At 46.9% G+C, this 25,967-nt stretch carries 22 protein-coding genes; 12 read left to right on the plus strand and 10 right to left on the minus strand.

Translation table 11 applies throughout. The features are described from left to right. Positions 1-26 precede the first annotated feature (26 nt). The 3 genes from N4599_RS01255 to N4599_RS01265 all read left to right on the plus strand — a co-directional run bounded on the left by N4599_RS01255 (position 27) and on the right by N4599_RS01265 (position 2,067). A complete protein-coding gene (locus tag N4599_RS01255; RefSeq protein ID WP_260901419.1) occupies positions 27-545 on the plus strand; it encodes a DUF1836 domain-containing protein in 519 nt (172 codons plus the stop codon). Positions 546-557: 12 nt separating this feature from the next. Next, the gene (locus tag N4599_RS01260; protein ID WP_260901420.1) at positions 558-1,034 is read left to right on the plus strand and encodes an NUDIX hydrolase; all 477 of its coding nucleotides are present in this window, start codon (positions 558-560) and stop codon (positions 1,032-1,034) included. Between the two features lie 97 nt (positions 1,035-1,131). Then, complete coding sequence (locus N4599_RS01265) at positions 1,132-2,067, plus strand: manganese-dependent inorganic pyrophosphatase (protein WP_260901422.1); 936 nt, start codon at positions 1,132-1,134, stop codon at positions 2,065-2,067. A 221-nt stretch (positions 2,068-2,288) separates the two neighbouring features. Here the strand turns inward: N4599_RS01265 and N4599_RS01270 are convergent, their stop codons facing one another. Further along, positions 2,289-3,293 (minus strand): LacI family DNA-binding transcriptional regulator, encoded by a 1,005-nt coding sequence (locus N4599_RS01270; protein WP_260901423.1) that lies wholly within the window; start codon positions 3,291-3,293, stop codon positions 2,289-2,291. A 228-nt stretch (positions 3,294-3,521) separates the two neighbouring features. On the opposite strand from N4599_RS01270, the gene N4599_RS01275 reads away from it, so the two are divergent. Further along, complete coding sequence (locus N4599_RS01275) at positions 3,522-5,123, plus strand: type I restriction-modification system subunit M (protein ID WP_419719950.1); 1,602 nt, start codon at positions 3,522-3,524, stop codon at positions 5,121-5,123. Positions 5,124-5,274: 151 nt separating this feature from the next. On the opposite strand, the gene N4599_RS01280 is transcribed toward N4599_RS01275, so the two are convergent. From N4599_RS01280 to N4599_RS01300, 5 genes are all read right to left on the minus strand, one after another. Continuing rightward, positions 5,275-6,216, minus strand: a complete 942-nt coding sequence (locus N4599_RS01280; RefSeq protein ID WP_260901424.1) for a site-specific integrase — start codon at positions 6,214-6,216, stop codon at positions 5,275-5,277. Positions 6,217-6,330: 114 nt separating this feature from the next. Continuing rightward, on the minus strand, positions 6,331-6,693 hold the full coding sequence (locus N4599_RS01285; RefSeq protein WP_260901426.1) for a hypothetical protein: 363 nt from the start codon (positions 6,691-6,693) through the stop codon (positions 6,331-6,333). A 32-nt stretch (positions 6,694-6,725) separates the two neighbouring features. Then, positions 6,726-9,725 (minus strand): type I restriction endonuclease subunit R, EcoR124 family, encoded by a 3,000-nt coding sequence (locus N4599_RS01290; protein WP_260901429.1) that lies wholly within the window; start codon positions 9,723-9,725, stop codon positions 6,726-6,728. Positions 9,726-9,737: 12 nt separating this feature from the next. Next, a complete protein-coding gene (locus tag N4599_RS01295) occupies positions 9,738-10,028 on the minus strand; it encodes a hypothetical protein (RefSeq protein ID WP_260901431.1) in 291 nt (96 codons plus the stop codon). 12 nt (positions 10,029-10,040) lie between these two features. Then, on the minus strand, positions 10,041-11,210 hold the full coding sequence (locus N4599_RS01300; protein WP_260901433.1) for a restriction endonuclease subunit S: 1,170 nt from the start codon (positions 11,208-11,210) through the stop codon (positions 10,041-10,043). 281 nt (positions 11,211-11,491) lie between these two features. Between N4599_RS01300 and N4599_RS01305 the strand changes: the two genes are divergently transcribed. Further along, complete coding sequence (locus N4599_RS01305; protein ID WP_260901435.1) at positions 11,492-11,779, plus strand: hypothetical protein; 288 nt, start codon at positions 11,492-11,494, stop codon at positions 11,777-11,779. A 125-nt stretch (positions 11,780-11,904) separates the two neighbouring features. Here the strand turns inward: N4599_RS01305 and N4599_RS01310 are convergent, their stop codons facing one another. Together N4599_RS01310 and N4599_RS01315 are read right to left on the minus strand one after the other, a co-directional pair. After that, entirely contained in the window at positions 11,905-13,248 is a 1,344-nt protein-coding gene (locus N4599_RS01310; protein ID WP_260901437.1) for a gluconate:H+ symporter, read from the minus strand. A 19-nt stretch (positions 13,249-13,267) separates the two neighbouring features. After that, positions 13,268-14,788, minus strand: a complete 1,521-nt coding sequence (locus tag N4599_RS01315) for a gluconokinase (RefSeq protein ID WP_260901439.1) — start codon at positions 14,786-14,788, stop codon at positions 13,268-13,270. A gap of 203 nt (positions 14,789-14,991) precedes the next feature. Here N4599_RS01315 and N4599_RS01320 point away from each other — a divergent pair, with 203 nt between their 5' ends. Then, positions 14,992-15,381, plus strand: coding sequence for an iron-sulfur cluster biosynthesis family protein (locus N4599_RS01320; RefSeq protein ID WP_260901441.1), 390 nt, complete (start codon positions 14,992-14,994; stop codon positions 15,379-15,381). 281 nt (positions 15,382-15,662) lie between these two features. Next, the gene (locus N4599_RS01325; protein WP_260901443.1) at positions 15,663-17,036 is read left to right on the plus strand and encodes an NAD-dependent succinate-semialdehyde dehydrogenase; all 1,374 of its coding nucleotides are present in this window, start codon (positions 15,663-15,665) and stop codon (positions 17,034-17,036) included. A 107-nt stretch (positions 17,037-17,143) separates the two neighbouring features. Here N4599_RS01325 and N4599_RS01330 read toward each other — a convergent pair whose 3' ends face one another. Further along, positions 17,144-17,464, minus strand: coding sequence for a hypothetical protein (locus N4599_RS01330; protein ID WP_191363702.1), 321 nt, complete (start codon positions 17,462-17,464; stop codon positions 17,144-17,146). 191 nt (positions 17,465-17,655) lie between these two features. Here N4599_RS01330 and N4599_RS01335 point away from each other — a divergent pair, with 191 nt between their 5' ends. Beyond that, complete coding sequence (locus N4599_RS01335) at positions 17,656-19,338, plus strand: glycoside hydrolase family 13 protein (protein ID WP_194176145.1); 1,683 nt, start codon at positions 17,656-17,658, stop codon at positions 19,336-19,338. Positions 19,339-19,355: 17 nt separating this feature from the next. After that, positions 19,356-20,741 carry an SLC45 family MFS transporter gene (locus N4599_RS01340; protein ID WP_003711907.1) on the plus strand — a complete coding sequence of 462 codons (1,386 nt, stop codon included), beginning with the start codon at positions 19,356-19,358 and terminating at the stop codon, positions 20,739-20,741. Positions 20,742-20,890: 149 nt separating this feature from the next. On the opposite strand, the gene N4599_RS01345 is transcribed toward N4599_RS01340, so the two are convergent. Further along, positions 20,891-21,889 carry a LacI family DNA-binding transcriptional regulator gene (locus tag N4599_RS01345; RefSeq protein ID WP_062812447.1) on the minus strand — a complete coding sequence of 333 codons (999 nt, stop codon included), beginning with the start codon at positions 21,887-21,889 and terminating at the stop codon, positions 20,891-20,893. A gap of 156 nt (positions 21,890-22,045) precedes the next feature. Here N4599_RS01345 and N4599_RS01350 point away from each other — a divergent pair, with 156 nt between their 5' ends. The 3 genes from N4599_RS01350 to tpiA all read left to right on the plus strand — a co-directional run bounded on the left by N4599_RS01350 (position 22,046) and on the right by tpiA (position 25,950). After that, complete coding sequence (locus tag N4599_RS01350; RefSeq protein ID WP_260901449.1) at positions 22,046-24,364, plus strand: glycoside hydrolase family 31 protein; 2,319 nt, start codon at positions 22,046-22,048, stop codon at positions 24,362-24,364. A gap of 226 nt (positions 24,365-24,590) precedes the next feature. Then, positions 24,591-25,115 (plus strand): peptide-methionine (S)-S-oxide reductase MsrA, encoded by a 525-nt coding sequence (msrA, locus tag N4599_RS01355; protein ID WP_260901451.1) that lies wholly within the window; start codon positions 24,591-24,593, stop codon positions 25,113-25,115. 61 nt (positions 25,116-25,176) lie between these two features. Then, a complete protein-coding gene (tpiA, locus tag N4599_RS01360) occupies positions 25,177-25,950 on the plus strand; it encodes a triose-phosphate isomerase (protein ID WP_003711843.1) in 774 nt (257 codons plus the stop codon). The last annotated feature ends 17 nt before the right edge of the window (positions 25,951-25,967 follow it).

The raw sequence follows: 25,967 nt of genomic DNA on the forward strand, positions 1-25,967 counted from the left end.
GTCGCGGAATTTAGAGGGGTGATTTGATGGGAATTATCAGACGGCAAATGCGGAGTGCGACCCAGGAGCTGATTATGCCGCGCTACGACGATTTACCACGACTAGGACTCTACTTAGAACAGGTAACCCGCTATTTAAACCAGACCTTTGATGGCCTGGCACCCCTGCGCATTTCCACGGGGACCGTTAGCAGTTACGTAAAGCGGGGGATTGTTGGTCATTCCCACCAGCGGCAATATGACCGGGACCAACTTGCTGCTTTGATTTTTATGGCGGCGTGCCGGCGGGTCGCTACCTTTGACGACTTGCGTTTTTTACTGCAAGTCCAGGCCCGGAACCATGACCTGGCCGCGGCCTATGACTACTTTTGCGCCCGCTTAGAAGAAGACTACCAGTACGTCTTCGGCCTGCGCGCGGATTTGCCAGCCATCGGCACCGATGACTCGGATGAAAAGGCGGCTTTAGATAAGCTATTGTGGATGGTTGCCTGCCACCTGTACTGGCATTCCTACCTTAACCAGGCACGGCAGAACCATAATTCATAGGGGGGATAGTTAATGGCGTATATTGCAGATTTGCGGGCGCAGGCCGGTCACCGGCCATTGATCTTGACTAGCGCGTCGGGAGCGTTGATTGATAAAGCTGGCGCTGTTCTCTTGCAAGAGCGGGCTGATACCGGCGACTGGGGCTTCCCTGGCGGCTACATGGATTATGGTGAGACCTTTGCCCAGACCCTTGTCCGGGAGTTTAAGGAGGACGCCGGGCTAATGGTGGCGCCGGTAAAGCTCCTCCAGCTCCAGGACAGTGACCTGTATACCTATCCGAATGGTGATCAGGTGCAGCCCGTCAACGCCTTTTACCTGGTGCGGTTGCTAAGCCAGGATGATTATCCAGTCAAACCCGCGGAAACGGTGCGAACCGCCCGCTTCCCGCTCACTGGTCAGCCGCCCCGCTTCTTTAACCAGCAGCATGCGGCAATGTGGACGGTGGCGAGGGATTATTTTCGTCAGCACCGGGCGGAAATAATTCGCTAATTAGCTCCACCATTACTTGAATCATGATAGAATAGTGAATGAACAATCCTGCCGCTGGGTGTTGGACCGGTGGGGGATAAATTGGAGGAATTACTTTATGGAAAAAGAATTAGTCTTTGGACACCAAAAGCCAGATACTGATGCCATCACTGCGGCCATGGCATACTCATACTTCCAAAATCAATTGGGATACGAGACGGAAGCCGTTGCCCTGGGTGAACCAAACGCGGAAACCCAGTTTGCCCTGAACAAGTTTGGCATGAAGGCACCCCGGGTGATCAAGACCGCAGCAAATGAAGTTGACAAGGTAATGCTGGTTGACCATAACGAACCACAACAAAGTGTTAGTGACATTGACAAGCTCACTGTTACCCACTTGGTTGACCACCACCGGATTGCCAACTTTAACACTGCTCAACCGCTGTGGGCTAACTTGCGGCCATACGGCTGTGTGTCAACCATCCTGACTGAAATGTTCCAGGAAAAGCACATTGATATTCCAGCAAACCTGGCTGGAATGATGCTGTCCGCAATCATTTCTGACACCCTGCTCTTAAACTCACCAACGACGACTGACCATGACCGGGAAGCCGTTGAACACCTAGCAAAGATTGCCGGGGTTGACGACTACGAGAAGTACGGTGTGGAAATGCTGAAGGCCGGGGCCGACGTTGACGCTAAGTCTGACGCGGACATCGTTGACGGTGACGCCAAGACCTTTGAACTGGGCGGTACCAAGCTGCGGATCGGTCAAGTCAACGCGGTTGAACTGGATGACGTCTTCAAGCGGCAGGCTGACCTGGAAAAGAAGATGCGTGAATTGATGGACGCTAACGGCTACCAGGTCTTCATCCTGATCGCTACTAACATCCTGAACAGTGATTCCGAACTGCTGGTCATCGGTGACGATACGGAGAAGGTTGAACAGGCCTTCAACCACCAGCTGGGTGACAACCACCGGATGAACCTGCCAGGTGTTGTTTCCCGGAAGAAGCAAGTGGTTCCACCATTGACGGACGCTTTTGAAGGCTAATTTGAACTTACTGGTAAAATAAAAATCGTGAGGCTAGGAATTAACTCAACCTCTTAGTTACCTTATAGATAATGATGCCTCAGCGCAATAGCTGGCTGGCAGTTCAAACGCTGATAAATCAGTATTTGACCAACCTAGCCATCCTTGCGGAGGTTCGAAGACAAACACCGAAAATCAGCTGCCTGCCGATTTTCGGTGTTTTTTCTCACTCTCACGATTTTTTAAATTGATGGACGGTCGACGATTTCGACCGGGAGCAGGGTGGTGGAGCCGTCTACCCGGCGTTGTTCAATTTGCTGGAGGAGGCGCTGGGCGGCGAGGTTGCCCATTAGCTCCATATCCTGTTTGAGCAGGTAGATCCCGTTAGCCACGAACTGCGACCATTCCCAGTCATCAAAGCTAATTAGGCCAAAATCATCAGGAAAAGTTAGGTGGTACTGCTGGAAAATCGCGAGGAGGTCGAAGAGGACCGGCCCCATTAACGAAATCACTGCTGTCTTACCGGGTAGCTGGGCGAGCTCATGGGTGAAGTGGTCCGCCAGCCAGCGGCGGTCGTGACCCCGTGTTTCCAAGTTGCGGAAAGTTAACCCATACTCGGTTGCTGCGGCCTCTAAACCGGCTAAACGGGGAATTTGCCCGGAGGCCTCGGCAAAGTGAGCGCTGATCGCCAAAATATTATTATAGCCCTGCTCGACTAGGCGCTTCCCAAGCCGAAAGCAGGCATCCCGGTTGGCACTGGTAATGGCGGTCACGCCGGCTGGCAAGTCGTCAATTTCCCGGTCGACGATTACCAGCGGAACCTTGCGCTGGACCATTCCCGCAAACTGCTGAAAATGTCGGGCGTCTGGCTGGATGATCAGCCCATCGACCTGCTGCTGGTAAAGCCGCTGGAGCGCCCGTTTTTCCGTTGCCTGGTCATTATTGGTGTTAACCAGAAGGATATCGTAGCCGGCCCGCTTGAGGACGTCATCGATCCCTTTCGCTAGCAAGGAGGAGAAGTGGTTAGCAATGTCCCCAACCAGGACGCCGATAACGTGGCCCTGGTCTTGGCGCAGGCGCTGGGCGGAAGCAGTGGGCACAAAGTGCAGCTGGTCAATGACTGCTTCCACCCGCTCTCTGGTGGCCGGGCGCATCTTTTCATAGTGGCCATTAATAATCCGGGAAACTGTGGTTACGGAAACACCGGCCTGCTTGGCAACGTCGCCGATGGTTACACGTTGGCTCATTTTTTCATCATCCTTATAATTTACTATTACTAGGATACCATTAGATGGTAATCATAAGCCAAATGATTTTAAAAGGATTCATCATCGTTATTACAGCAAAATAATAGGGTTATTCTAAAAAATGGTCTTAAAACATTCTTTTTTGTTTTATACTAATGATGATGCCTGTTCAAGTACTGTATAGTTAGCAGCACTCGAACAGCACACATTTTTTAACTTAGGAGGGCAATGATGAGTGAAATAGCTACTAAAAGTTTAGAAACATCATTGTATAGCGCTGCAGATGCACTACGTTCTAAAATGGATGCCAATGAATACAAGAATTACTTACTAGGAATCATATTCTATAAGTATCTTTCTGACAGTATGCTCTATGAAATTGCTGACGAAATTGGTGATGGTCGGGAGACTACCACGATAGCTGAAGCTCAGGAACTGTACGAAGAGAATACCGCTGATGAAGACCTGCGTGACGAATTAATGGATACATTTTCCTACGTCATTTCACCGGAAAACACCTTTACCAAGGTGATGGAACACGTTAACGACCATTCATTTCAAATCGTCAATTTGGCGGATGCGTTCAAAGAAGTTGAAGGGACTAATGAAATCTTTGAAGGTTTGTTTGATGACATTGACTTATTTTCACGTCGGTTAGGCAATAACGCACAAAAGCAAGCCGACACAATCAGCTCAGTCCTTGCGGCAATTAGTGAATTAGACTTGGTAAAGTCGTCTGGAGATAGCCTGGGAGATGCTTATGAATATTTAATTGGTCAATTTGCATCTGATTCGGGCAAAAAAGCTGGCGAGTTTTATACTCCGCAAAAGGTATCAGAATTACTTACGCGGCTGACTTTGGTAGGCCATAATTATCCTGACGGAATAACCGTTTACGATCCAGCAATGGGATCCGGGTCCTTACTACTAAACTTTAAAAAGTACACTAAGCAGAAAGACGAAATTATTTACTATGGTCAAGAAATCAACACCTCAACTTATAATTTGGCACGGATGAATATGATTTTGCACCATGTTGATACCGCTAACCAACACTTGCGGAACGGCGATACTTTAGATGCTGACTGGCCGCCTTCCGCTAAGACAAATTTTGATGCCGTCGTCATGAATCCGCCATATTCTCTTCATTGGTCTTCAGCAAAGGGGTTCTTGGAGGATCCACGTTTTAGTAAGTATGGTGTACTAGCACCGAAGTCGAAAGCCGATTATGCGTTTCTGCTTCACGGTTTCTACCACTTGAAAAACAGTGGAGTTATGGCAATTATTCTTCCTCACGGAGTACTTTTCCGTGGGGCAAAGGAAGGTAAAATCCGGCAAAAACTGCTAGAAGATGGTTCGATTGATGCAGTCATTGGCTTACCAGCAAACCTGTTCTACAGTACATCAATTCCAACAACAATCGTCGTGCTAAAAAAGAATAAGCAGGATCGGAGTGTTATGTTTATTGATGCTTCAAAGGAATTTGAAAAGGTTAAGAACCAAAATCAGCTCCGTGAAACTGATATCATGAAGATTCTGGATACTTATAAGAAACGCCAAGATGTTGATAAGTATGCCCATTTAGCCAGTTTCGACGAGATTAAAGAGAATGACTTTAATCTGAATATTCCTCGTTATGTTGATACCTTTGAGCCAGAACCAGAAATTGATTTAAAGCAAGTATCTAAAGACCTAACCGAAGTGAATACTCAAATCAAGGATAGCGAGAAGGAGTTAGTGGGGATGTTAACGCAGCTGACCTCTAAAGATGATAATGTTATGGAAGGAATCAACGACATTATCCAGGACCTTAGGGGGGACTTTAATTGATAAAAAAAGAGCAAAATAAAAAAGCTCCTAAGCTTCGTTTTAAGGGCTTCACTAACGATTGGGAGCAACGAAAATTAACTCCCCATATATAATACCGCTTATATTAGCAGATGAGAACCCTCTCGTTGTTTAACATAAGCGGTATTTTTTATTAGCTTAGTTGTGCAAGAGTATGGAGGACTTTGTTGTTATCCTTATTTTCAAGTTCCTTGATAATATGAAGGTACGTTTCTTGAGTTGTGGTCGTATTTGCATGTCCCAATCGCTTAGCAACGCTAGCTATCGAAACACCCTCATATAGCAGAAGAGAAGCGTGGGTGTGCCGAAGACCATGAACTGAAATAATTGGAACGTTACTGTCTTTACAGTGCTTTTCGAGAATTGTATTAATCGTGGAGTTGAAAACTCGCTGATTTTCTTCAATAAAAATTGGCTGATGCAAATCAGTTTTTGATTTACTTATCATCTCCTTAAATTGATCCATTAATTGCCAATCAACCATTACTTTTCGATTGGAAGAACTGTTCTTTGTCTTTTGAAACGCGCCTTTTTTACTTTTATAGTTCCATGATTTATTGATTGTAATTAACTGTTTTTCAAAATTAAAGTCACTAGGTGTCAAGGCTAATGCTTCTGAAAACCTTAGTCCGGTCTTGGCAATCAATAAGATAAACCAATCCCAGTTTATCTGGTTACCCAATTCTAGATTTTTTAATAAACGTTGTAATTCATACATATCTAAATATTTCTTTTTCTTTAATTTGGGTGGGCAGCCCTTAATAATAACCCGTCTAGTTGGATCATGCTCTAACAGGCCGTCGTCGACTGCATCAAGAATTGCTGCTTTGAGGTGATGGTGAAAATCCATTGTGGTTTTTCTCTCATGATTGAGTGCGTAATCGTTAAGCAGCTTCTGATAGGAGCGTCGGTTAAGCTCGTTTAAATGCAGGTCTGGTGCAAGTTCAATTACCTTCTTATAGGTTAGGTAGTATTTGTCTAAAGTTACTTTTCTTACTGCGTGTTCCTTGTATAGTACAATCCAATCTTTATAGTATTTATAAAATAGTTTTTTGCTATAGTACTTACGTGACATAAAAAAGCCTCCTTAGAATTTTAGTTATCTATTTTATAACTAAATTAGAAAGGCGGCTTCTTAGTAGGCAAATGTTTACCATAGGGATTTAATTACTTGTTCCCAGCTAAAGCGTCATAACATGCCAGAGACAATTTCATAATATAAATGAATAATATCCCCGTAAATGGTAACCAATTGGTTCAATTCGTTATTTAATTTATACTGCTCTTCGATTGTAAGCATATAAGCATTGTGGTAACCAATGATAATATTCTCTTCACTTTTTATATATTTTTGTGCTACCTCTTTACCACCAACAGCGCTGTATACTTCCTCATTCTTTTTCATAAATTTATCCAATGTATCAATAATTTGAAGACTATCCAGCTTATTTCTGGCTGAAATAGCTTTCTGAGATTGTTGGCTTATTTTCTTTTCTAGAATTGCGACTTGTTTACTTTTTTCTTCTAGTATTTTAAATAGATCTCCATCCATATGGATAGCCTCCTCTGAAAATCCGGTGTTTATTAATTGAGTAATAATGGTCCAACTTGATTGGTATAAAATTCATCAAGCTCTGACCTAACTTTTTTCTTCCAATCCATCATTCGTTTAAGTTCCGTGTTTGCGTTTAATTCTTTGAATTTCTTAAAAGCGTCACGGTTAAGCATCTGGTTTACACCAGCTTGCTTGTGGGCATAGATGTCATAGTTCTTTATTACAAACCGCAAATCATCGAGATTGACGTGGTACCTATCTGCAAACTCCCTTAACTTCTGCTGATAGACCTGTTCAATCATGCTGTTAAGAAGCTGGTCGACCTGCTGACCAGCATAGTTTTCAGGATGTTCCTTAATTTTTTGCCATAGGTTATTTACAACTAGTGCTAGTGGCTTGTTGGTTTGCGCGAGATCTGCAATATAACTTTCAATTTCTGCAGCTTCTTGCTTATTGGCCTTTGGTAGTAATTCTCCTTCATCAGGAACATAGGATTGAATTAGACCCAAGATATATTGATAGTTCACCGATTTATCAATCACTGATTCAAGTTCGTAGTCGACGTCTAGAACATCACCATCTTCATCATCATCTTTTTCCTTTTTGAAATGATCAACCAAGGTTTCATACATACCCTGCATGGAATCAAGCTTTTCCTTTGTTAATCCATAATCTTTTTCAGGATCTACATCATCGAATTCGTCATAGGTCTGCACAGCGGCGAAAGCCTTATCAAAGTCCTGATATTGCTTAATAAAGTCCTTCTGGTCCTCTTCAGGCGCATCTAAGAGTGATTGTCCGGCGGCTAGGTCAAGATAGTTACTGATCTCATGGAAGGATTGATCGAACTTTTCTTTTGAGTCTTCCCATGTCGGTGCTAGGACATCGCCTATTCCTCCCTGAGAATAAAGCTGGAGCGCTTCATCAATTTTGGCACTGAATTCTTGCGGGAATTGGAAAGTAACGATATTACCGTATTTCTTGTCTTGATCAAAAATCCGGTTAGTTCGCGAAAAGGCTTGAATAATATTTTGAGGGTTCATCGGTGGCCGGTCCACAAATAGTGTCGATAAGTATTGCGAATCAAATCCGGTTAATAACCGGTCCACAACAATTACTAAGTCCAGGCGTTCACTTTGCGGTTTATAAGCACTGTTTTTCCGTGCAAGTCGGTCGTTAATATTTTTATTATATGCACCGACCTCATCTAAGCTAAAACTAGTCCCATATTCATGATTGTAGTCGTTGATTGCACTTTTCATGAATTCTTGATCAGTCACTGAGCCATCATCATTTTCTGTAACTGAAAAGGTAATCGCGACCTTCGGAAAATCTGGGAGCACTTCTTTGATTCTCGTTGGTACTTCAATAGATGAGCTTCCATGTTTAATATCTTGAAATAGTTCATAGTACCGTTTAGCCTGGTCAATTGGACGCATCTCTCTTGGGCTGGTAGTAAGAATGGCCGAATAAGTGTAGCCACGGTTATTAATATTTTGGATTCCCAAAGTTCGATATGACATCTTAAGAATACTTTCTGCCACGGCATCCATATGCTGAGTAGAAATATACTGCTTCTTTAGCTGGCTGTCTGTGACGTTATCCTTTTGGTAGATATTTTGCATGTTCTTAACGTGGAAACCCAGGACCGCCTTATCCCGAATGGCGTCTTTAATCGTGTAGTGATGCAAGCAAGGGCCGTATAATTGTTCGGTTGTCCGGGCAGCTTTACCGTTCTCTTCACGACTGTTTTGCGGGAAAATAGGGGTTCCAGTAAATCCGTACCAAAGTGGTTGGATATTGAAGAACTTGTCGATTGCCATCTTACTAGTAGGTGAAATAGTACGGTGGCATTCGTCGACAATGAATGCCAGCTTAAGGTTTTTTAGTCGAGTAAACAGTGCTTCATTGCGATCATCGGCTTGCCACTTGAAAAGGTGCTGTAATTTCTGACGAGTGGTAACTAAAACTGTTCTGTCGCTGCTAGTTAACTTCTTAGCGAGGTTAATGGTGCTTTCAGTTTCATCCACATCAATTGAATCATTATTCGCGTAGGCCTGAAAAGCTTGGGTAGTCTGATTATCTAAGTCTTTACGATCAATAAGGAAGATTACTTTTTCAAGGGAGGGAATACTTAAAAGGTTGTGAGCCACCCGGTAGGAAGTTAAGGTTTTACCTGAGCCGGTTGTGTGCCAAATAAATCCAGACTCTTGTTTCTTTGAAGCCTCAAAAATGGCCTCAATGGCGTGAACCTGGTATGGACGAAGTAGGATAATGTGCTTCTGCTTGCTATCTAGGACCGTATAATCCGCTACCATATGGTGAGCAGCCGGGATAGACAAAACATCCTTGGCAAAATCAAGGTAGTTGCGAACGGGGTTATTATCCTTATCGACCCAACCACTTAAAAATTTTTCACGGAGATGTTGGTCGGCCGCAACATACTTGGTATCCGTCCCATTCGTTACTACGAACATTTGGATATTAGAGTATATTCCGTTAAATTTTTGCTCGGTAATGTATTTCTGAATCTGATTAAAGGCTTGCAAGAATGAGCGCTTCGGAGTTTTTAATTCAATGTGAATAACCGGGAGACCATTGATTAATAACGTAACGTCCCCACGACGATCATTATCCAACTCTTGTCGTCGTCCTAACTGTATTTGATGAACGACTTCATAGACAGATGTACCACCAGCAATGTTGGTGTGGTCAATTACGAGCAAACTAACTGTTCCAACAGTAGTGTCGTCGCGTTGGAGTTCGACCCGATACTGTCCATTAGCACCAGTAAAGTCTTGGGCGGCTTTGAAAAAGGTAGAGTGATTAATTTTGGCTTTGATGCTTGCCTTTTCGTTGTCTGTTAAAGGCACGTCATTTAGCACCTGACGGTTGTTATTCTGAAGAATTGTAAAGAAGTTATTCCAAAGGTCATCCTCATTTTTTAAGTCCTCGCGCAATGTCCATTGAGATTCATCACGGGTTAGTTGTTGGATGAGTTTGGATTCCATCTGTAGTTCTTGTTGCATAAATCTCACCGACTAGTCTAATTCATTTTCAAAATTCTGTAGAATGGCTTCAAGAATTCCCTGCATTTTACCTTGCTTTTCTTTATCATAATTTTTTCGTTTTTGGGAATTATCGTCAAAAGCTAAGCGCGTAACCGTATCCCACCAATTAAGTTGGGAGCAAGCATAATCCTTAATAGCATCATAAGGAATTGTTAATTCTTGCGATGCGTTTAATGTGAGTAAATACTGCTTGAAGTACTCATCAATACTTTGACTATCGGAAAATTCTTTAAATACTTTTAATGGTTCTTCATATAACATTATTATTTCCTCCTAAATAAACATTTGTTGTAGTAGTGATTTTTTTAGTAGTTTAAGGTGATTTAGCTTACGCTGATGAAGAGTGATGAGGGAGTTGATATTCTGGAAAAAATGACTAAGCGCTTGCTGCTCTCTCAAACTAGGAAGCATAACTTTGATGTTTTCAATATCGGATCCATTAAATGATGGTAAAGCCCCAATCTGTGCATATCGTGGTAGATTCAATGTATCAAATAAAGTTTTTCCAAAATAAGGATCCCATTCATTACTAAATATATATGCCATTGTATTGTTATCAATTAAGAATGGGACTTTGACTAATCTTTTCCTGTTAAGCATTAGCGCGGCTCCAACCTTTGCAAAAATTACTGCTGGAACTTCTGAAATAGGTTTCCATTTTCTATTAGCAATTTGAATTTCAGTCACGTAATTATTTGAAATTTTCATTTCAAATTCGTTTCCTTCATTATTCATGTCTGAAACTTTGAAAAAAGGAATTCCCTGATGTCCTCCTTGCTCTTTATTAGGAAAACCAATACCTGATTGTGTTTTACCCACTTCCCCCAGTCTCCGCTGTTCCCAAGCGTCGGTGAATCCCGGAAAACGAATTTCTGGAACTGTTTGGCCCTTTTTCGGGAACATTTTTTGTAAAAACCCCTTCTTTTGTTCCTCTAAGTGGTCAAGCTTACGCTGATGAAGAGTGATGAGCGAATCAAGTTGTTTGAAAAATTCCCCTATCTTCTGTTGTTCAAGTAAAGTAGGTACTGTTACAACGCTTTCGAGCCATACCTTTTCATGTAAAGCTTTTTGTGCCGAACCAATAGGTTTGTTCTTTTCGATAACATTGTGATAATACAAGTGTGTCTTAAATAATATTTTTGAAAAATTTTTGTCTATCTTACTATTTTTAGCCAACAACGGCATGTTCTCAGTAACAATTGCACCATTAAGTGAACTGGGGATGTAGCCTATACCACCTTCATAAATAGTCTGTCTAGTAAATGTTAAAGTATCGGGATAATTTTTAGTGTCTACTAAATATTGACGCTTCCTACCTATATCTTTTCCATAATTAGTCGTACGATATTCAACTTTTCCTGTATTTCTTACTGATATTTGAATATATTTTGTAGTATCATCTAGAAATATCTTATTTTGATATTTTTTAAAGAAATCCCCCAATTTTCGTTGCTCCCAATCGTTAGGGATTAGGATAAATGCAGTAATGGTATAGGGTTAGATGCTTTCTTATTAAGAAAAAAACGCCCCATGAGCTAAATTCAGTAGGGCGGAAGTAGATATTGATTTAGAAACATTAAAGGAGCTGAGAAGGGAAAATCGTAGTGAACTAGAAATAAAAGCTGAATCGTATTACTTCTTCGTCAAGTTTAAAAGTTATGTTGATGATACTATCACTATAATCCTCGTATGTTTAATAGGTTATAAAGAAAAGGGTGAGCTTAATGTCTCCTGAAGATAAAAAAAGAATTTTACGCCGGCGGCAGATGATTGCGCTTATCATTGTTTTAATAATAATTACAATTCTCCATCTTTGGGAACTTGTTATTGGTTTCGGCATCATTATATTGGTAATTGCTGGCTTTATGTGGATTATTGATTGGGTTTGTGGTGGTGATCTTTATGGTGATCCTAACGATAATCATTTAAGCAACGAAGAGAGAACAATGTGGGATATCTTTACTTTGAACCAGATTTTTAATCACCACGATGATAATAACCACATCCTTTAAAATCATTATGGAAATTTTATCTGTAATCGGCATGATTAAAGTGCTAGCAAGTAAAAAGAGTTCGTAAGTAGCCAGTATGAATTGACTATTTGCGAACTCTTTTTGTGCCTTGTTACTAAGTTAAACTAGACAAACAGTGAGATGGCGTAGACCGAACCCAGTCCGGCAATCGCCAGGACGGAGGTCAGAGTTGACCAGGAAAGCAGGGTTTCCTTGAGGGAAAGGCCGAAGTATTCCTTAATCATCCAGAAACCGGCGTCGTTGACGTGGTCACAGAAGACGGAACCAGCACCAACACTCAGTACCATCAGGGCAGCCATCGCGGAGTTGGAGCCAAACTGGTGTGCCATTGGGGCAACCAGGCCGGACGCGGTCATCGCGGCAACGGTCGAGGAACCAAGAGAAACCCGGAGCAGGGCGGTAATCAGCCATGCGGCGAGGATTGGTGAGATGTTGGTCTGGGCGAACAGGCTGGAGATGTACTTGGAAATCCCCCCGTCGACCAGGACCTGCTTGAAGGCACCCCCACCACCGATAATCAGCAGCATAACGGAAATTTGCTTGATGGACAAAACCATCGAGTCGGTAATCTGGTTCATCGTCTTATTCCGGTGCAGACCCATGGTAAAGATGGCAAAAATTAATGAAAGCAGCATTGCCAGGTCAGGAGCCCCGACGAATTGGATGAATTCGTTGACCGGGTTGCTCTTAGGGAAGATGAATGAGCAGATGGTAGCGATGGCAATCAGGATTACCGGCATCATGGCGGTCAAAACTGAAATGCCAAACTTAGGTGTCTCGTCGAGCTTGAATTCCTTGTAGTCACCTAAAACGGAAATATCGATGTTCTTACGGTAAACCTGTGGGTAGACTTTGTGGAGGAACCAGTTGAAGACTGGCCCGGCAATGATGATGGTTGGAATTGCGGCGATGATCCCGAGCAGGAGGACGTGCCCCAGGCTGGCGCCAAGAATATCAGAAATGGCAGTTGGTGCCGGGTGCGGTGGCAGGAAGGCGTGGGTGACGTTCAAAGTGGCAGCCATCGGAATCCCCAGGTACATCAGTGGCATATCCAGTTCCCAGGCGATAATAAAGATAATTGGCAGCACTACGACCAAGCCGACTTCAAAGAAGAGGGCCAGACCGATGATGAAGGAGGCCAGGATGACGGCAACTTGGATCCAGCGCCGCCCAAACTTGTCAATCAGGGTCGTGGCAATCCGGTAACCACCACCGGCATCGGAAACCAGCTGGCCCAGCATGGAACCAAAACCGAAGATAATTGCCAGGTGCCCTAATTGGCCGCCGATCCCGGTTTCGATTGTTGTCGGAATTTTAGTCAGTGGCAGGCCCAGCATCAGGGCAACGATGAATGAAGTGATAACTAAGGCGACGAAGGTGTTGAGCTTCAGCTTGACAATCATGAAGATCAGCAGGATGACGCCGATTAAAACAATTAATAATGGCATAGTAACGTTCTCCTTTTAGCTATTTTCGCTGCAATTTTGCAATCGTAGAGTAGGCCGGTGATAATAGTCCCTCGACCTGCTGGAAGAGCGGCAGGTACTTTTGGTAAACAGCGACGGTTTCCGGGACCGGCTGGTAAGACTTCTCCGCACCGATAAAGTCCTGGACCGCGCTCAGGCTGTCGACCATCCCTAGGCTCTTCATCGCCATTGTAATGGCGCCGAGGCAGCCCGACTCAAATGATTCCGGGATGTTGACCGGGCAGTTAAGGACGTCGGCGAGCATCTGCCGCCAAACTTCAGCCCGGGCAAAGCCGCCGGTTGCAGTTACGCTCTTTGGCTGGCCGACCAGGTCGCAGACCGCCTGGTAGACCGTCGCAATGTTCATGCAGATTCCTTCCATGACGGCCCGGAGCATATCGGCCCGGGTGTGAAGGTTATTAAGACCAAAGAAGGAACCCCGGGCGTTGGCATCCCAGAGTGGGGCCCGCTCGCCACCGAGGAAGGGAAGGAAGATCAGCCCGTTGGCCCCTGCTGGTTCACCCTCAATCACCCGGTTGGCGAGGGTAAACGGGTCGGTTTGCTCGTTTTGGACGGCACTTGGGGTCACCAGGTGTTCAACTGCCCACTGGTAGACGTCCCCACCGTTGTTGAGGGGTCCGCCGACCACCCAGAGGCCATTATCGACGGCGTAGCAGAAGAGCCGCTCTTGGGGGTCGATTACTGGGTGGTCGGTGATAACCCGGACCCCCGCAGAAGTTCCGATGGTGATGGCGACCGTGTCCTGCTGGATGGCTCCAACACCAAGGTTGGAAAGTGCCCCATCAAAGGCGCCGTAAACGAACGGGGTCTCCGCCGGAATGCCCATCTTAGCAACGGACTCGTTTGTCAGGCCGCTTGCCTGGGTGGTTCCGTTGACGATTTCCGGTAGCTGGTCCTTATTGACCCCCGTCAGCTCCAGGGCGGTCGGGTCCCAGTCGCCACTGTTGATGTTCATCATCCCCGTACAGGAGGCGATTGAGATGTCAACCTTGAAGCTGTTAAAGAAGCGGTAGAAGAGGTAGGACTTGATGTCGCCAAAGTAGCTGGCAGCAGCCAACCTTTCTGGTGCCGTGTCTTTGAGCCACAGGAGTTTGGTCAGGGGGGACATCGGGTGAATTGGCGTCCCGGTTTTAGCGTAGAGCTGTTTGCCCAGCGGCGACCGCTTTAATTGGTCGGCGGCGTTCCGGGCCCGGGTATCCGCCCAGGTGATTACCCGGGACTGGGGTTGGAAGTGTTCATCCAGTAAAATCAAACTCTGGTTGGCGCTAGAGAACGAAACCGCTAACAATTTTTCCTTGGCGAAATCAATCTGTTGGCCAGCATCGTGGATGACCTGTTCAACGGCGGCCACCATTTTTTCCGGATCCTGCTCGGCCATCCCGTTGCTGTCCCGGTAGAGTGGGTAGCCCTGGGTAAACTGGTCGATCACATGAGCGTGTTCGTCATAGAGGACGGCTTTCGTGCTCGTAGTTCCAACGTCCACACCAATTAAGTAGTTCAATGCAATCTCCTCCTCAGTCTTTATGAAAGCGTTTTGGTTTATCGTTACACCAAATAATATACTCACTCCTGGAAGCGGTGTCAAGCATAAAATTAAAATTAGTGTATCGTTTTCCTAGATCAAACGGGGCTGAGCAATAAACTTTACTTTATTCCGTCTGTCTGTAAAATAGTAAGTGTAAACTAAGAGAAAGGGTGACAAGAATGAACGTAACCTTTACTGACGACGCCTTACAACGAATTAAGCGGTACCTGAGCCCGGCAAAGAAGATTTTGCTGGACTACGATGACGGGGTCGGTCCTTTTTCCGCGGTTGGCAACTGCTCCTTGGACAGCAGCTACCAGATGCTCTTCGTTGACAAGGACTTGGCCGTGCCTGACTATGACCGGCAGATTGATTCCAACATTGGCCCCATTTTAATTAAGGGCGAATCCCTTCCCCAGTTTGAGGGGGAGATGGAGGTTCGTTTTAATCGTCACCTCTTCACGCTGCCCCTGGTCAGTCGAAAGGGGATCTTAACCGATAACCTGGAAGTGATCGATTACAGCGGTACCCCTGGAGCAACCCAGCAGGGGACGGCTCACGACTGCTAAATTTGCCGAGAACGTAAAGAAATAACCGGTTCTAAGATCCCTGGAATTAAGGGGGCTTAGAACCGGTTTGTTTTTAACACGATTTTCAAAGATAAAAAATAGCTTCACAAATTGGTCTAGCTGTAAATTGTGAGCGGGACGAAATGACCGTCATAGCCTAATTATTGCCATGTGATGAACTTAATTAGCAAATAGCGTTTAAGAAAATGAAGGTGAATTAGTTGAATTGGTCTAGGGGTTAGTTATAAAATGTAAGCGCTTAGTAAAAAGGAGGAAGCGTTATGGCATATCAAACAATTAATCCATATACCAATGAAGTTGAACAAACATTTGAAAATACGACCGATGAAGAGCTGGAGCAAACGTTGACGGCCGCCCACCGCCTGTACTTAGAATGGCGAAGGGATAACAAGCTGGAAGAACGCAAGCAGATTATTCTGAATCTCGGACGGATCCTACGCGAACGGCGGGAAGAGTACGCAGCAATTATGACGAGAGACATGGGAAAGCTAATCGGCGAGGCAGAAGGGGAAGTGGACCTCTGTGCGTCCTTCTGTGATTACTATGTAGCAAATGCCGATCAGTTTTTAGCACCAGAGATAATTGCGACGACCAGCGGACGGGCAAAGGTAATCAAGCAGTCCCTGGGTACGCTTGTCGCGGTCGAACCATGGAACTTCCCGTTTTACCAAATCGCTCGGGTGTTTATTCCAAACTTTATCGTTGGCAATCCAATGATTCTAAAAGACGCATCAAATTGTCCGGCATCGGCGCAGGCCTTTGCGGACGCTGTTAAGGAAGCCGGTGCGCCTGCTGGTAGTTTAACAAACCTTTTCTTGTCGTACGACCAAGTAAATAGGGCAATCGCGGACAAGCGGGTTGCCGGAGTTTGTTTAACTGGTTCTGAACGGGGTGGAGCAACGGTTGCTAAGGAAGCCGGTGCTAACTTAAAGAAGAATACGATGGAGTTGGGCGGTAACGATGCCTTTATCATTCTGGATGACGCCGATTGGGACCTTGTCGAAAAGGTTGCGCCGGCTGCGCGCCTCTATAATGCGGGGCAGGTATGTACATCATCCAAGCGGTTTATCGTATTAGAAAAAGATTACGACCACTTCTTAGAGATAATGAAGGACGCCTTTTCTAAGGTTAAGATGGGGGACCCGCTCGATCCATCAACAACTTTGGCACCACTATCTTCAAAGAAAGCCAAGGAAAAACTTCAAGGACAAGTTGACTTAGCCGTTGCCAACGGTGCCAAGGTTTACTATGGGAATCAGCCGGTGGCGCTTGCGGGGCAGTTCTTTATGCCAACAATTTTAACGGACATTACGCCAGATAACCCGCTCTTTGATACCGAAATGTTTGGACCGGTGGCACCAGTGTACAAAGTCAAGTCCGAAGAAGAGGCAATTGAGCTGGCTAATAATTCCAGTTATGGTTTAGGAAACACGGTCTTTAGCCAAAACTATGAACATGCTGAACGAGTAGCCGCTCAGATTGAAACTGGGATGAGCTGGATCAACGCCGGCTGGGCATCACTACCGGAGCTTCCGTTTGGCGGAGTGAAGAATTCCGGCTATGGTCGTGAACTCAGCAGCTACGGAATAGAGGAGTTCATGAATAAGCACTTGATTTATGAGACACGGCAGTAATAAGCGTTAGCACTGCTGACAACTGCTTCTAAATTATAGCTAAGCGCCTAAAATCGACTTGTTAGCCGGTCTTAGGCGCTTTTCGAATGCTCTTAATTATTAGTAGTTTAGAGAACCAGGCTAAATAACAATGCCAGCACCAGGGTCAGGGCGCTGAGGGCGACGGCACCCCAATAATGGTGGCGGTTATCCTGGCACTCGATTGCCCGGCAGACAAACAGAATCGCCAGGGAAGCCGAAAGCAGGATCATTAGGAGCATGACCCAGAAAGCCCAACCGTGTGCTAGGCGGTGGTAAAAGTTGGCATAGAAAATAACGGCCCCGACGTACATGACGAAGGAGTAGGCATAATTGCCCCGCCGAAAATTAACCACGAGGGCGTAGATAAAGACGGCCATTAAGAGAATACTAATCAAATTAATTAACATACCAGAACCTTCTTTAAGTTTAAGGAATTATCTCTATTATAAACACATTTCACCAATAATGTCTTTTAGCAATCAAAATGTACCCGTTTTCATATTATTGTTATGTAACCGCTTGCATATAAATGAAAACGTGCTAAGATAGTCAATGTAAACGATTGCAGTGAAATCATTAGATTGAAAGGTGTTATTTCATGGAGAACAAACATTGGTGGAATAATTCAGTTGTTTATCAAATCTACCCGAAGAGTTTTCAGGATAGTAACGGTGATGGGGTTGGTGACCTGCGCGGGATTATCAACCGGCTGGATTACTTACAGAAACTGGGTGTCGACGTCATTTGGCTCAACCCGATTTACAAGTCGCCCCAGGTAGATAATGGCTACGACATTAGCGATTATCAGGCGATTAATCCAACCCTCGGTGACATGGCTGATTTTCAGGAGTTGATTGATGGCATCCACCAGCGGGGAATGAAATTGGTCATGGACCTGGTAGTCAACCACACTTCGGACCAGCACCACTGGTTCCAGGAAGCGAAGAAGGGGAAGGACAACAAGTACCGTGACTACTACATTTGGCGGGATGGTAAGGATGGTCACGAACCAAATAACTGGGGTTCGTACTTCTCTGGTTCGGCCTGGCAGTATGACCAGGATTCCGACCAGTACTACCTCCACTTATTCGCTACCCAGCAGCCAGATTTGAACTGGGAGAACTCGGACGTCCGTCACAGTGTCTATGACATGATGAACTGGTGGGCTGCCAAGGGGGTCGATGGTTTCCGGATGGACGTCATCAACTTAATTTCTAAGCCGGAGGGCCTGCCAGACGGTAAAAAGGCGGCGGATGAGAAGTACGCCAACGTTGAACCGCTCGTCGCCAATGGTCACCGGATTCACGAGTTCTTGCAGGAAATGAACAAGAATGTCATGAGCAAGCACAAGATGATTACCGTGGGTGAAACGCCGGGAGCTACACCAGAAGACGCTGAGAAGTACGCGGACCTGGACAACAAGGAACTAAACATGGTCTTCCAGTTTGAACACATGGGCCTGGATGGCAATCCGAATCCGGCGCTGGGCAAGTGGTACGACCAGAAGACTAAGCTGAGTGACCTGCGGGCTAACTTCACTAAGTGGCAGGAAAAACTTGCTGGCAAGGCTTGGAACTCCCTTTACTGGAACAACCATGACCAGCCACGGGTAGTTTCCCGCTTTGGTGACGATAGCACCGAAGAATACCGGGTTAAGTCCGCCAAAATGTTAGCGACGATGCTCCACTTCCAGCAGGGAACCCCGTACATTTACGAGGGGGAAGAAATTGGGATGACCAACGCGGCCTTCCCAAAGCTCGACGATTACGTCGACCTTGAATCACTTAACGCCTACCACCAGCTCGTCGACGACCAGCACCTCCTGGACGGTAAGACGATGATGAAGTACATTGCCAAGCACAGTCGGGACAACGCCCGGACGCCAATGCAGTGGGATGCCTCTGCTAACGCTGGCTTTACGACTGGCACCCCGTGGGAAAAGGTCAACCCGGCGTACAAGTACATCAACGTTGACCAGGCGCTGGCGGATCCAAACTCAATTTTCTACTACTACCAGAAGCTCATTCAGCTACGACATGAACTACCGGTCATCACTAACGGGAGCTACCGCTTGGCAGACGGCAATGAGGATGACCAGGAGGTTTACGCTTACCTGCGGCAAAACGCTGACACCACATTGTTGGTCATCTTAAACTACACTGACCAGGGTCTGACCCGTCACTATGACGTTCCAAGCAACGCCCAGCTGCTGATCAGCAACTACGCTGACGATGCGGGGGATGTCCTTCGGCCGTACGAAGCTAAGGTTTACCAGTATTAAGGGAAGAGGTAATTATCATGGATAGAAAGACAAACGAAGATAACCGGGTCGACCTTGACTCGGGGATGCCAGCCCTGACGAAGAGTCAAATCTTTTCCATCACCTTCGCCTTCTTTGGCATTAACATGGCGTTCTCGTTGCAAAGCTCACAGATGAGCCGGATTTGTCAGACGATTGGGGCGAACCCTAACAGTCTTGGCTTCTTCTTCATCTTCCCACCGCTAATGGGGATGATCGTCCAACCAATTTTAGGGCAAATGTCTGACCGGACGTGGAACCGCTTTGGTCGGCGGCTGCCATACCTGCTCTTTGGGACGCCAATCGCGGCATTAGTCCTGATCATGCTGCCATTCTCTGGTTCCTTCGGCTTCGGTTACGGCTCGCTGGCCGCAATGACATACGCCGCAATTGCCATCTGCTTCATGGACCTGTTCTCTAACGTTTGTATGCAGCCCCTCCGGATGCTAGTCGGGGACATGGTTAACAACAAGCAGAAGAACGCCGCCTGGTCCTGGCAACAGGTCTTCTCTAATGGTGGTGCGATTCTTGCTACGATTTTGCCATTCGTCTTCACCGCATTTGGGATGTCTAACACGGCGAAGCGGGGAGTGGTCCCGCAAACTGTTATCTGGGCCTACCTCTGTGCCGCTGCGGTTCTGCTGATTACCGGTCTCTGGACGGTCTTCAACGTTAAGGAATACGATCCCAAGACCTACGCTCGTTACCACCGGATCAATGTCGAAGAAGTGCACCAAAAGGTCAGCCTCTGGAAGCTGGTCAAGCAGGCACCACGGTCCTTCTGGGAAATCAACCTCGTTCAATTATTCTCCTGGTTTGCAATTATGTACGTTTGGACCTACACTACTGGGACCGTTGCCAAGAACATCTGGGGCACGACCGATGTTAGTTCCGCCGGCTACCAAGCTGCCGGGAACTGGTACGGGATTTTGACCGCCGTTTACAGCATCGCCGGAATTGTCTGGGGGTTGCTGTACGCCCACGCCAAGGCCAATGCCCGGAAGAAGTGGTACGTAGTAGGGATGTTGCTCGGTGCCCTCGGCCTGGGCAGCATGGCCTTCATCACTTCTAAGACCTTGTCGGTTATCGCGATGATTCTCTTTGGGATTGCCAACTTCAGTATCAACACGATTCCATTTACCCTATTGACTTCTTCTCTGAATGGGAAGAACGAAGGGGCCTACCTGGGGCTCTTTAACGTCGGGATCTGTGTCCCACAAATTTTGGCATCGCTGTGCAGCTTCTTCATCTTCCCGCTGGTTGGTCACAACCAAACGATGATGATGCTGATTGCCGGTCTGTCACTGTTAGTCGGTGCCTTGGTGGTTCCACGGATTCACGAAGGGGTTACCGTTCAAAAGGCCGAACAGCAAGAAGAACAGTAATAACTGAATAATTAGATTCGGTAGTTGACCTAATCGGTTGGACTACCGAATTTTTTCAATGAAACAAGCAGAAAACCGTTCCAAACCAGCTGAAAAGTTGATTTGGAACGGTTATTTTTTGGTAAGAAGGAATCAATCATTCACGCGCCTTACTTTTCCGTGGGTAAGGTTTGAACACTGTCTCGTTCGATTAGGGTGGTTGGAATAAAGGTCGCGGGTTGATCCTGGAGCAGGTTGTCAACGCTTGTGAGGCCCATCTGGTAGAAATCCTGGCTAACGGTCGTCAGTTCTGGCGTCGTCAGTTCACAAGTATCGGACCCATCAATTGAAATGATCGAAAGTTGTTCCGGGAGCCGCCAGCCGGCCTGGGTCGCGGCTTTTATCAAGCCGGCACCAATCATGTCGCTGCCGGCGACGACCGCAGTCACACTGCTATCCTGAATGGCACTAAAGAGCTTTTTTCCGTCCTGATAGCTGTAATCGCCATAGTGGATCCAATGAGGATTGATTGGCAACCCTGCCGCCGTCATCGCACGTTGGTAGCCAAAGAGTCGCTGCTGGCCGGTCAGGTAGCGGTCAATGCCAACGAGACCGATTCGCCGGTGTCCCCGTTTAATCAGGTAGTTCGTTGCCTGCTCGCCAATTTTGACGTTGTTAGAGGAAACATAACGGTGCTCGGGATGCTCAGGATTGTAAATCGAGATTAAGCGGTAGGGCATGTGGGCGGTACTGAGAATCTCAAATTGTTCCTGCTCCATCTTGCCGGAAATCATTAAAATCCCGTTTGCCTGGTGTTCGAGCGCCTCGTTAACGGTCTGGGTGAGCCGGCGGGAATCATTGTCACCCGCATAAAAAGTGATGACCTGGTGGTTAAGCTCCCGGGCGCGGTGGAGAATTCCGTTGAGAATCCCGATCCAAAAGTCCGTCTGCGTGTAATTGATAATGACGGCGATCGTATTGGTAATGTTGGAGGCTAGTTGGGAAGCAGCAACGTTCTTGTGGTAACCCATTTCTTGGGCGATTTGCCGAATCCGCTTAGCGGTCGCTGGTTTTAAATTATTCTTGTAAGCGAGGGCGCGGGAGACGGTGGCGGTTGAAACGCCGGCTGCCCGCGCAATGTTTTTAATTGTTGGTTTCGTGACTTTCATCCCCAATCGTTTTCTTTTATTATAATCGTCCTTTCTCATTTAAGCAAACGCTTACAATTAGGCTAAATAAGATTTGTAAACGTTTGCAGAAAGTGGTACATTAGTGGTGTAAAGAATATTGCATGGAATAATCATCGTAGAAAGAAGAGACAAAGTATGACAAATCGCTTAACAGGCTATCAAAACGCGGCACCAAAGGTAACGTTGGAGTACGCCGATGGCCGCCAGCTGTTATTAGACGTTTACACGAACGAAATTATCCGGGTCTTCATGAACCGGGGACGTGCAACTAATTCGTATGCGATTGAAGGGGACAAGCACCATAAGACTAGCTATACCGTGGATGACAAGGGCGATCATATTGAACTCCGCACGCCCAGTTTGATTGTCAAGGCTTATGACAACTGCAAGGTTGACTTTTATGACGGCGACGGCAATCCACTGGTGATGGACTACCGGGGACAGCGGCAACCACTGCCCAACGACCTCGATGAAGAACACCAATCGACGGTCCTTGCTGAGGGGCACGATATTAACCTGCTGGACAAGACGAACGACCACTACTACGAAGTTATTAAGTCAATGAGCCCGGACGAGCAGTTTTATGGACTGGGTGACAAGCCAGCCTTCTTAAACAAGCGGGGCTATGACTATGATAACTGGAACGTCGACTTCGGCCAGGTTCATAACGAGTCGGTTAAGGGCATCTACAAGTCCATCCCCATTATGTACGGTCTGAAGAATGGTCATCCCTATGGCCTCTTCTTTGACAATACCTACAAGAGCCACTTCGACCTCGGTAAGGAGAGCGAAAACTACTATTACTACTCCGCCACTGACGGAAACGTGGACTACTACGTCTTGGGCGGTCACTCCCTAAAGGACGTTGTTGCCAACTACACCTACTTGACGGGGGTGACGCCGCTGCCGCAGAAGTGGGTCCTGGGTTATCAGCAATCTCGCTGGGGCTACAGCACCAGTGATGACCGGGTCGCCAAAATTGCGGACGGCTTTGAAAAGTACCACCTGCCGATTGACGTCATCCACCTCGATATTGACTACATGCGGGGCTACCGCGACTTTACCTGGGACACGACTAAGTTTAAGAATCCCAAGCAGTTTGTTGCCGAGATGAGGAAGCGGGGAATTCGGTTAATGCCGATCCTCGATGCCGGTGTTAAGCAGGATAAGGACGGCTATGATATTTACAAGGAGGGGATTGAGAAGGGCTACTTCGTCGAAAATCCTGACGGGACCGTCTTTGTCGGGCGGGTTTGGCCCGGTGATGCGGTCTTCCCTGACTTTGGGCGGCCTGAGGTTCGCAACTGGTGGGCTAAGCACGTCAAGTTCTTCGCTGACGTGGGCGCCTGTGGGGTTTGGAATGACATGGACGAACCAGCGTCCTTTGATGGTGAGTTGCCGACGGACCTGATTTTCCATGATGGTGAACAGAAGACCACCCATACCCGGATGCACAACGTCTTTGGCCACCTCCAAGCACAGGCGGCCTACGAAGGGATGAAGGCGGCCACTGGCAAGCGGCCGTACATCATCACCCGGGCAGCCTACGCCGGGACGCAGAAGTATTCGACCATTTGGACCGGGGACAACCAGTCGATTTGGTCCCACCTGCAACTAGCGATTCCCCAATTGAACAGCCAGGGGATGAGCGGCTTTGCGATTGCCGGGACGGACATCGGGGGCTTCCAAAAGGACACGACGCCTGAGTTACTGACCCGGTGGCTGGAAGCATCCCTCTTCGTGCCGCTCTTCCGGAACCACGCCGAGATGGGGACCCGCTACCAGGAACCATGGTCCTTTGACCGGCAAACGCTTGACACTTACCGCGACTACCTGAACCTGCGCTACCGCTTCGTCCCGTTCCTCTACGACCAGTTGCGGCACGAAACCGAATCTGGCCTGCCAGTAATGCGGCCGTTAGTTTTGAACTATGACCAGGACCCAGCAGTGCGGCAGATTAACGATGAGTACATGGTTGGCACGAGCATTTTGGTTGCCCCAATCGTCAACCAGGGGGCTGATAAGCGGCTAGTTTACCTGCCAGCGGGCAAGTGGCTGGACTTCTGGAATAATGCCGAATACTCTGGTCAACAGACGATTATGGTCAACGCACCATTGGAAAAACTACCGCTCTTCATTAAGAAGGACACAATCCTGCCATGGGGCAACAAGGTTAAGCACATCAGCGACGAGCCAGAAAAGGTCATGACCTTCCGCCTGTTCGGGGACTGTGGTGCATACAAGCACTACCAGGATAACGGCTTGGACTTCAAGTACCAGGAGGGTGAGTACAACGAGTACTACGTCGAGGTTGCCAATGATGGTCAGGTTGCCGTTAAACTGAACAAGCATGGCTATCAGCCAACCTATGAGCGGGTCTACGTTGAAACCGATCGTGGTCGCTTTGAATTCGATTATGACGACAGCAATGAGGACTACCGACTGGTGAAGTAAGCAGCGGAGAATAAATTGAGTAAATACCTTGGGAGACTGGGAATAAACTCAGTCTCTTTGCTATTTTAAAGATAAAAATGTAATAACACAGTAGCTGCTGGCAGTTCAAACGCTGATAAATCAGTGCTTGTCTCACTCTCTTTCCTACTTCCAAGCAGTTTTCTCTGTTTTCGTCTGCTGAGATTGTATAATGAGGTCACCAAAACAATCGGAGAGGACGATTAACATGAGTTTAGATACAGCGATTTTTGCGGGTGGGTGCTTCTGGTGCATGGTTGAACCCTTCGATACGTTTCCCGGTATCAAGTCGGTAGTGTCCGGGTATACGGGTGGGCACCTCGCTAACCCAACCTATGAGCAGGTTTGTGCCGGCAATACCGGTCATACGGAGGCGGTTAAAATCACTTTTGACCCAGATGTGGTTTCCTACGATGAATTAGTGACTATTTATTGGTACCAGACCGATCCCACCGACGCACTGGGTCAGTTCCAAGACCGCGGTGATAGCTACAGACCAGTAATCTACGTCAATAGTCCGGAACAGCGGGCGGTGGCGGAAAAGTCGCGGACGGCTCTGCAAGCTAGTGGCGAGTTCGGTGATGCTCAAATTGTAACCCGAATCGAAGATGCCCAGCCCTTTTACCCTGCTGAGGACTACCACCAGGATTTTTATAAGAAAAATCCCTTCCGCTACGCAATCGAAGAGCAGGGCGGTCGGGCCCAATTCAAGCGCACCCACTGGCAAAGCTAGGTGTGCAATTTTCCTCCAGATATGCAATAATTATTAAAAACGTTTACATGGAGGAAGACTCATGCGAAAACCATTCATTGCTGCTAACTGGAAGATGCACAAAAACGTCGCGGAATCCGTTGACTTTGTAAACCAGATCAAGGGGCAGCTGCCTGATCCGGCAAAGGTTGAAGTCGGCATTGCGCCACAGGCATTTGCCCTATACAGCATGGCCCAAGCTGCCGGTAAGTCTGGCCTCAAGATTATCGCCCAGAATGCCGCGGCGGAGTACAACGGTCCCTTTACCGGTGAGCTGAGTCTCCGGGGACTGCGAGATCTTGGGACGGATTATGTTATGCTGGGCCACATCGAACGCCGCCGGTTATTCGGTGAGGATAATGAAACGGTCAACCGCAAGGTCAACGCGGCTTTGCAAATGGGAATCACACCGATTATCTGTACCGATGAAACGATGGTGCAAAAGGAAGTCAATGGCGAGATTCACTATGTATTTCAGCAGCTGATGAGCGTTTTGCGCGGGGTTTCTCTCGACCAAATTCGCAACGTCGTGATTTCCTATGAACCAAGCTGGGCGGTTGGTGCCGGTCAGCACGCCAACGTGGCCCTGGCCGAAGAAGGCTGTCGGACGATTCGCCGGACCATCGCAGACAACTATACTTATGAGATTGCCGATAAAATCCGGATCCTGTACGGAGGAAGCGTCAATCCTGATAACATTAAGGAGCTCATGGCCAAGCCCGACATTGATGGGGTCCTAATTGGCCGGGCCAGCCTGGATGTTGACAATTTCTTAAAAATGGTCAACTATATGGAAGACGAAGAAAGTAAGAAGTAGTTGTTTGTAAGGGGGAG

Origin of the sequence: Limosilactobacillus oris (assembly GCF_025311495.1) — a bacterium.
GTDB classification, from domain to species: Bacteria; Bacillota; Bacilli; order Lactobacillales; family Lactobacillaceae; genus Limosilactobacillus; species Limosilactobacillus oris_A.

Excerpts from the sequence above, each read along its gene's own strand:
- N4599_RS01320 (WP_260901441.1), top strand. The coding sequence starts at position 14,992 with ATGAACGTAACCTTTACTGACGACGCCTTACAACGAATTAAGCGGTAC.
- N4599_RS01295 (WP_260901431.1), bottom strand. The coding sequence starts at position 10,028 with ATGTTATATGAAGAACCATTAAAAGTATTTAAAGAATTTTCCGATAGT.
- N4599_RS01310 (WP_260901437.1), bottom strand. The coding sequence starts at position 13,248 with ATGCCATTATTAATTGTTTTAATCGGCGTCATCCTGCTGATCTTCATG.
- N4599_RS01305 (WP_260901435.1), top strand. The coding sequence starts at position 11,492 with ATGTCTCCTGAAGATAAAAAAAGAATTTTACGCCGGCGGCAGATGATT.
- N4599_RS01345 (WP_062812447.1), bottom strand. The coding sequence starts at position 21,889 with ATGAAAGTCACGAAACCAACAATTAAAAACATTGCGCGGGCAGCCGGC.
- N4599_RS01330 (WP_191363702.1), bottom strand. The coding sequence starts at position 17,464 with ATGTTAATTAATTTGATTAGTATTCTCTTAATGGCCGTCTTTATCTAC.
- N4599_RS01290 (WP_260901429.1), bottom strand. The coding sequence starts at position 9,725 with ATGCAACAAGAACTACAGATGGAATCCAAACTCATCCAACAACTAACC.
- N4599_RS01260 (WP_260901420.1), top strand. The coding sequence starts at position 558 with ATGGCGTATATTGCAGATTTGCGGGCGCAGGCCGGTCACCGGCCATTG.
- tpiA (WP_003711843.1), top strand. The coding sequence starts at position 25,177 with ATGCGAAAACCATTCATTGCTGCTAACTGGAAGATGCACAAAAACGTC.
- N4599_RS01265 (WP_260901422.1), top strand. The coding sequence starts at position 1,132 with ATGGAAAAAGAATTAGTCTTTGGACACCAAAAGCCAGATACTGATGCC.
- N4599_RS01340 (WP_003711907.1), top strand. The coding sequence starts at position 19,356 with ATGGATAGAAAGACAAACGAAGATAACCGGGTCGACCTTGACTCGGGG.
- N4599_RS01255 (WP_260901419.1), top strand. The coding sequence starts at position 27 with ATGGGAATTATCAGACGGCAAATGCGGAGTGCGACCCAGGAGCTGATT.
- msrA (WP_260901451.1), top strand. The coding sequence starts at position 24,591 with ATGAGTTTAGATACAGCGATTTTTGCGGGTGGGTGCTTCTGGTGCATG.
- N4599_RS01285 (WP_260901426.1), bottom strand. The coding sequence starts at position 6,693 with ATGGATGGAGATCTATTTAAAATACTAGAAGAAAAAAGTAAACAAGTC.
- N4599_RS01275 (WP_419719950.1), top strand. The coding sequence starts at position 3,522 with ATGATGAGTGAAATAGCTACTAAAAGTTTAGAAACATCATTGTATAGC.
- N4599_RS01270 (WP_260901423.1), bottom strand. The coding sequence starts at position 3,293 with ATGAGCCAACGTGTAACCATCGGCGACGTTGCCAAGCAGGCCGGTGTT.
- N4599_RS01280 (WP_260901424.1), bottom strand. The coding sequence starts at position 6,216 with ATGTCACGTAAGTACTATAGCAAAAAACTATTTTATAAATACTATAAA.
- N4599_RS01350 (WP_260901449.1), top strand. The coding sequence starts at position 22,046 with ATGACAAATCGCTTAACAGGCTATCAAAACGCGGCACCAAAGGTAACG.
- N4599_RS01325 (WP_260901443.1), top strand. The coding sequence starts at position 15,663 with ATGGCATATCAAACAATTAATCCATATACCAATGAAGTTGAACAAACA.
- N4599_RS01335 (WP_194176145.1), top strand. The coding sequence starts at position 17,656 with ATGGAGAACAAACATTGGTGGAATAATTCAGTTGTTTATCAAATCTAC.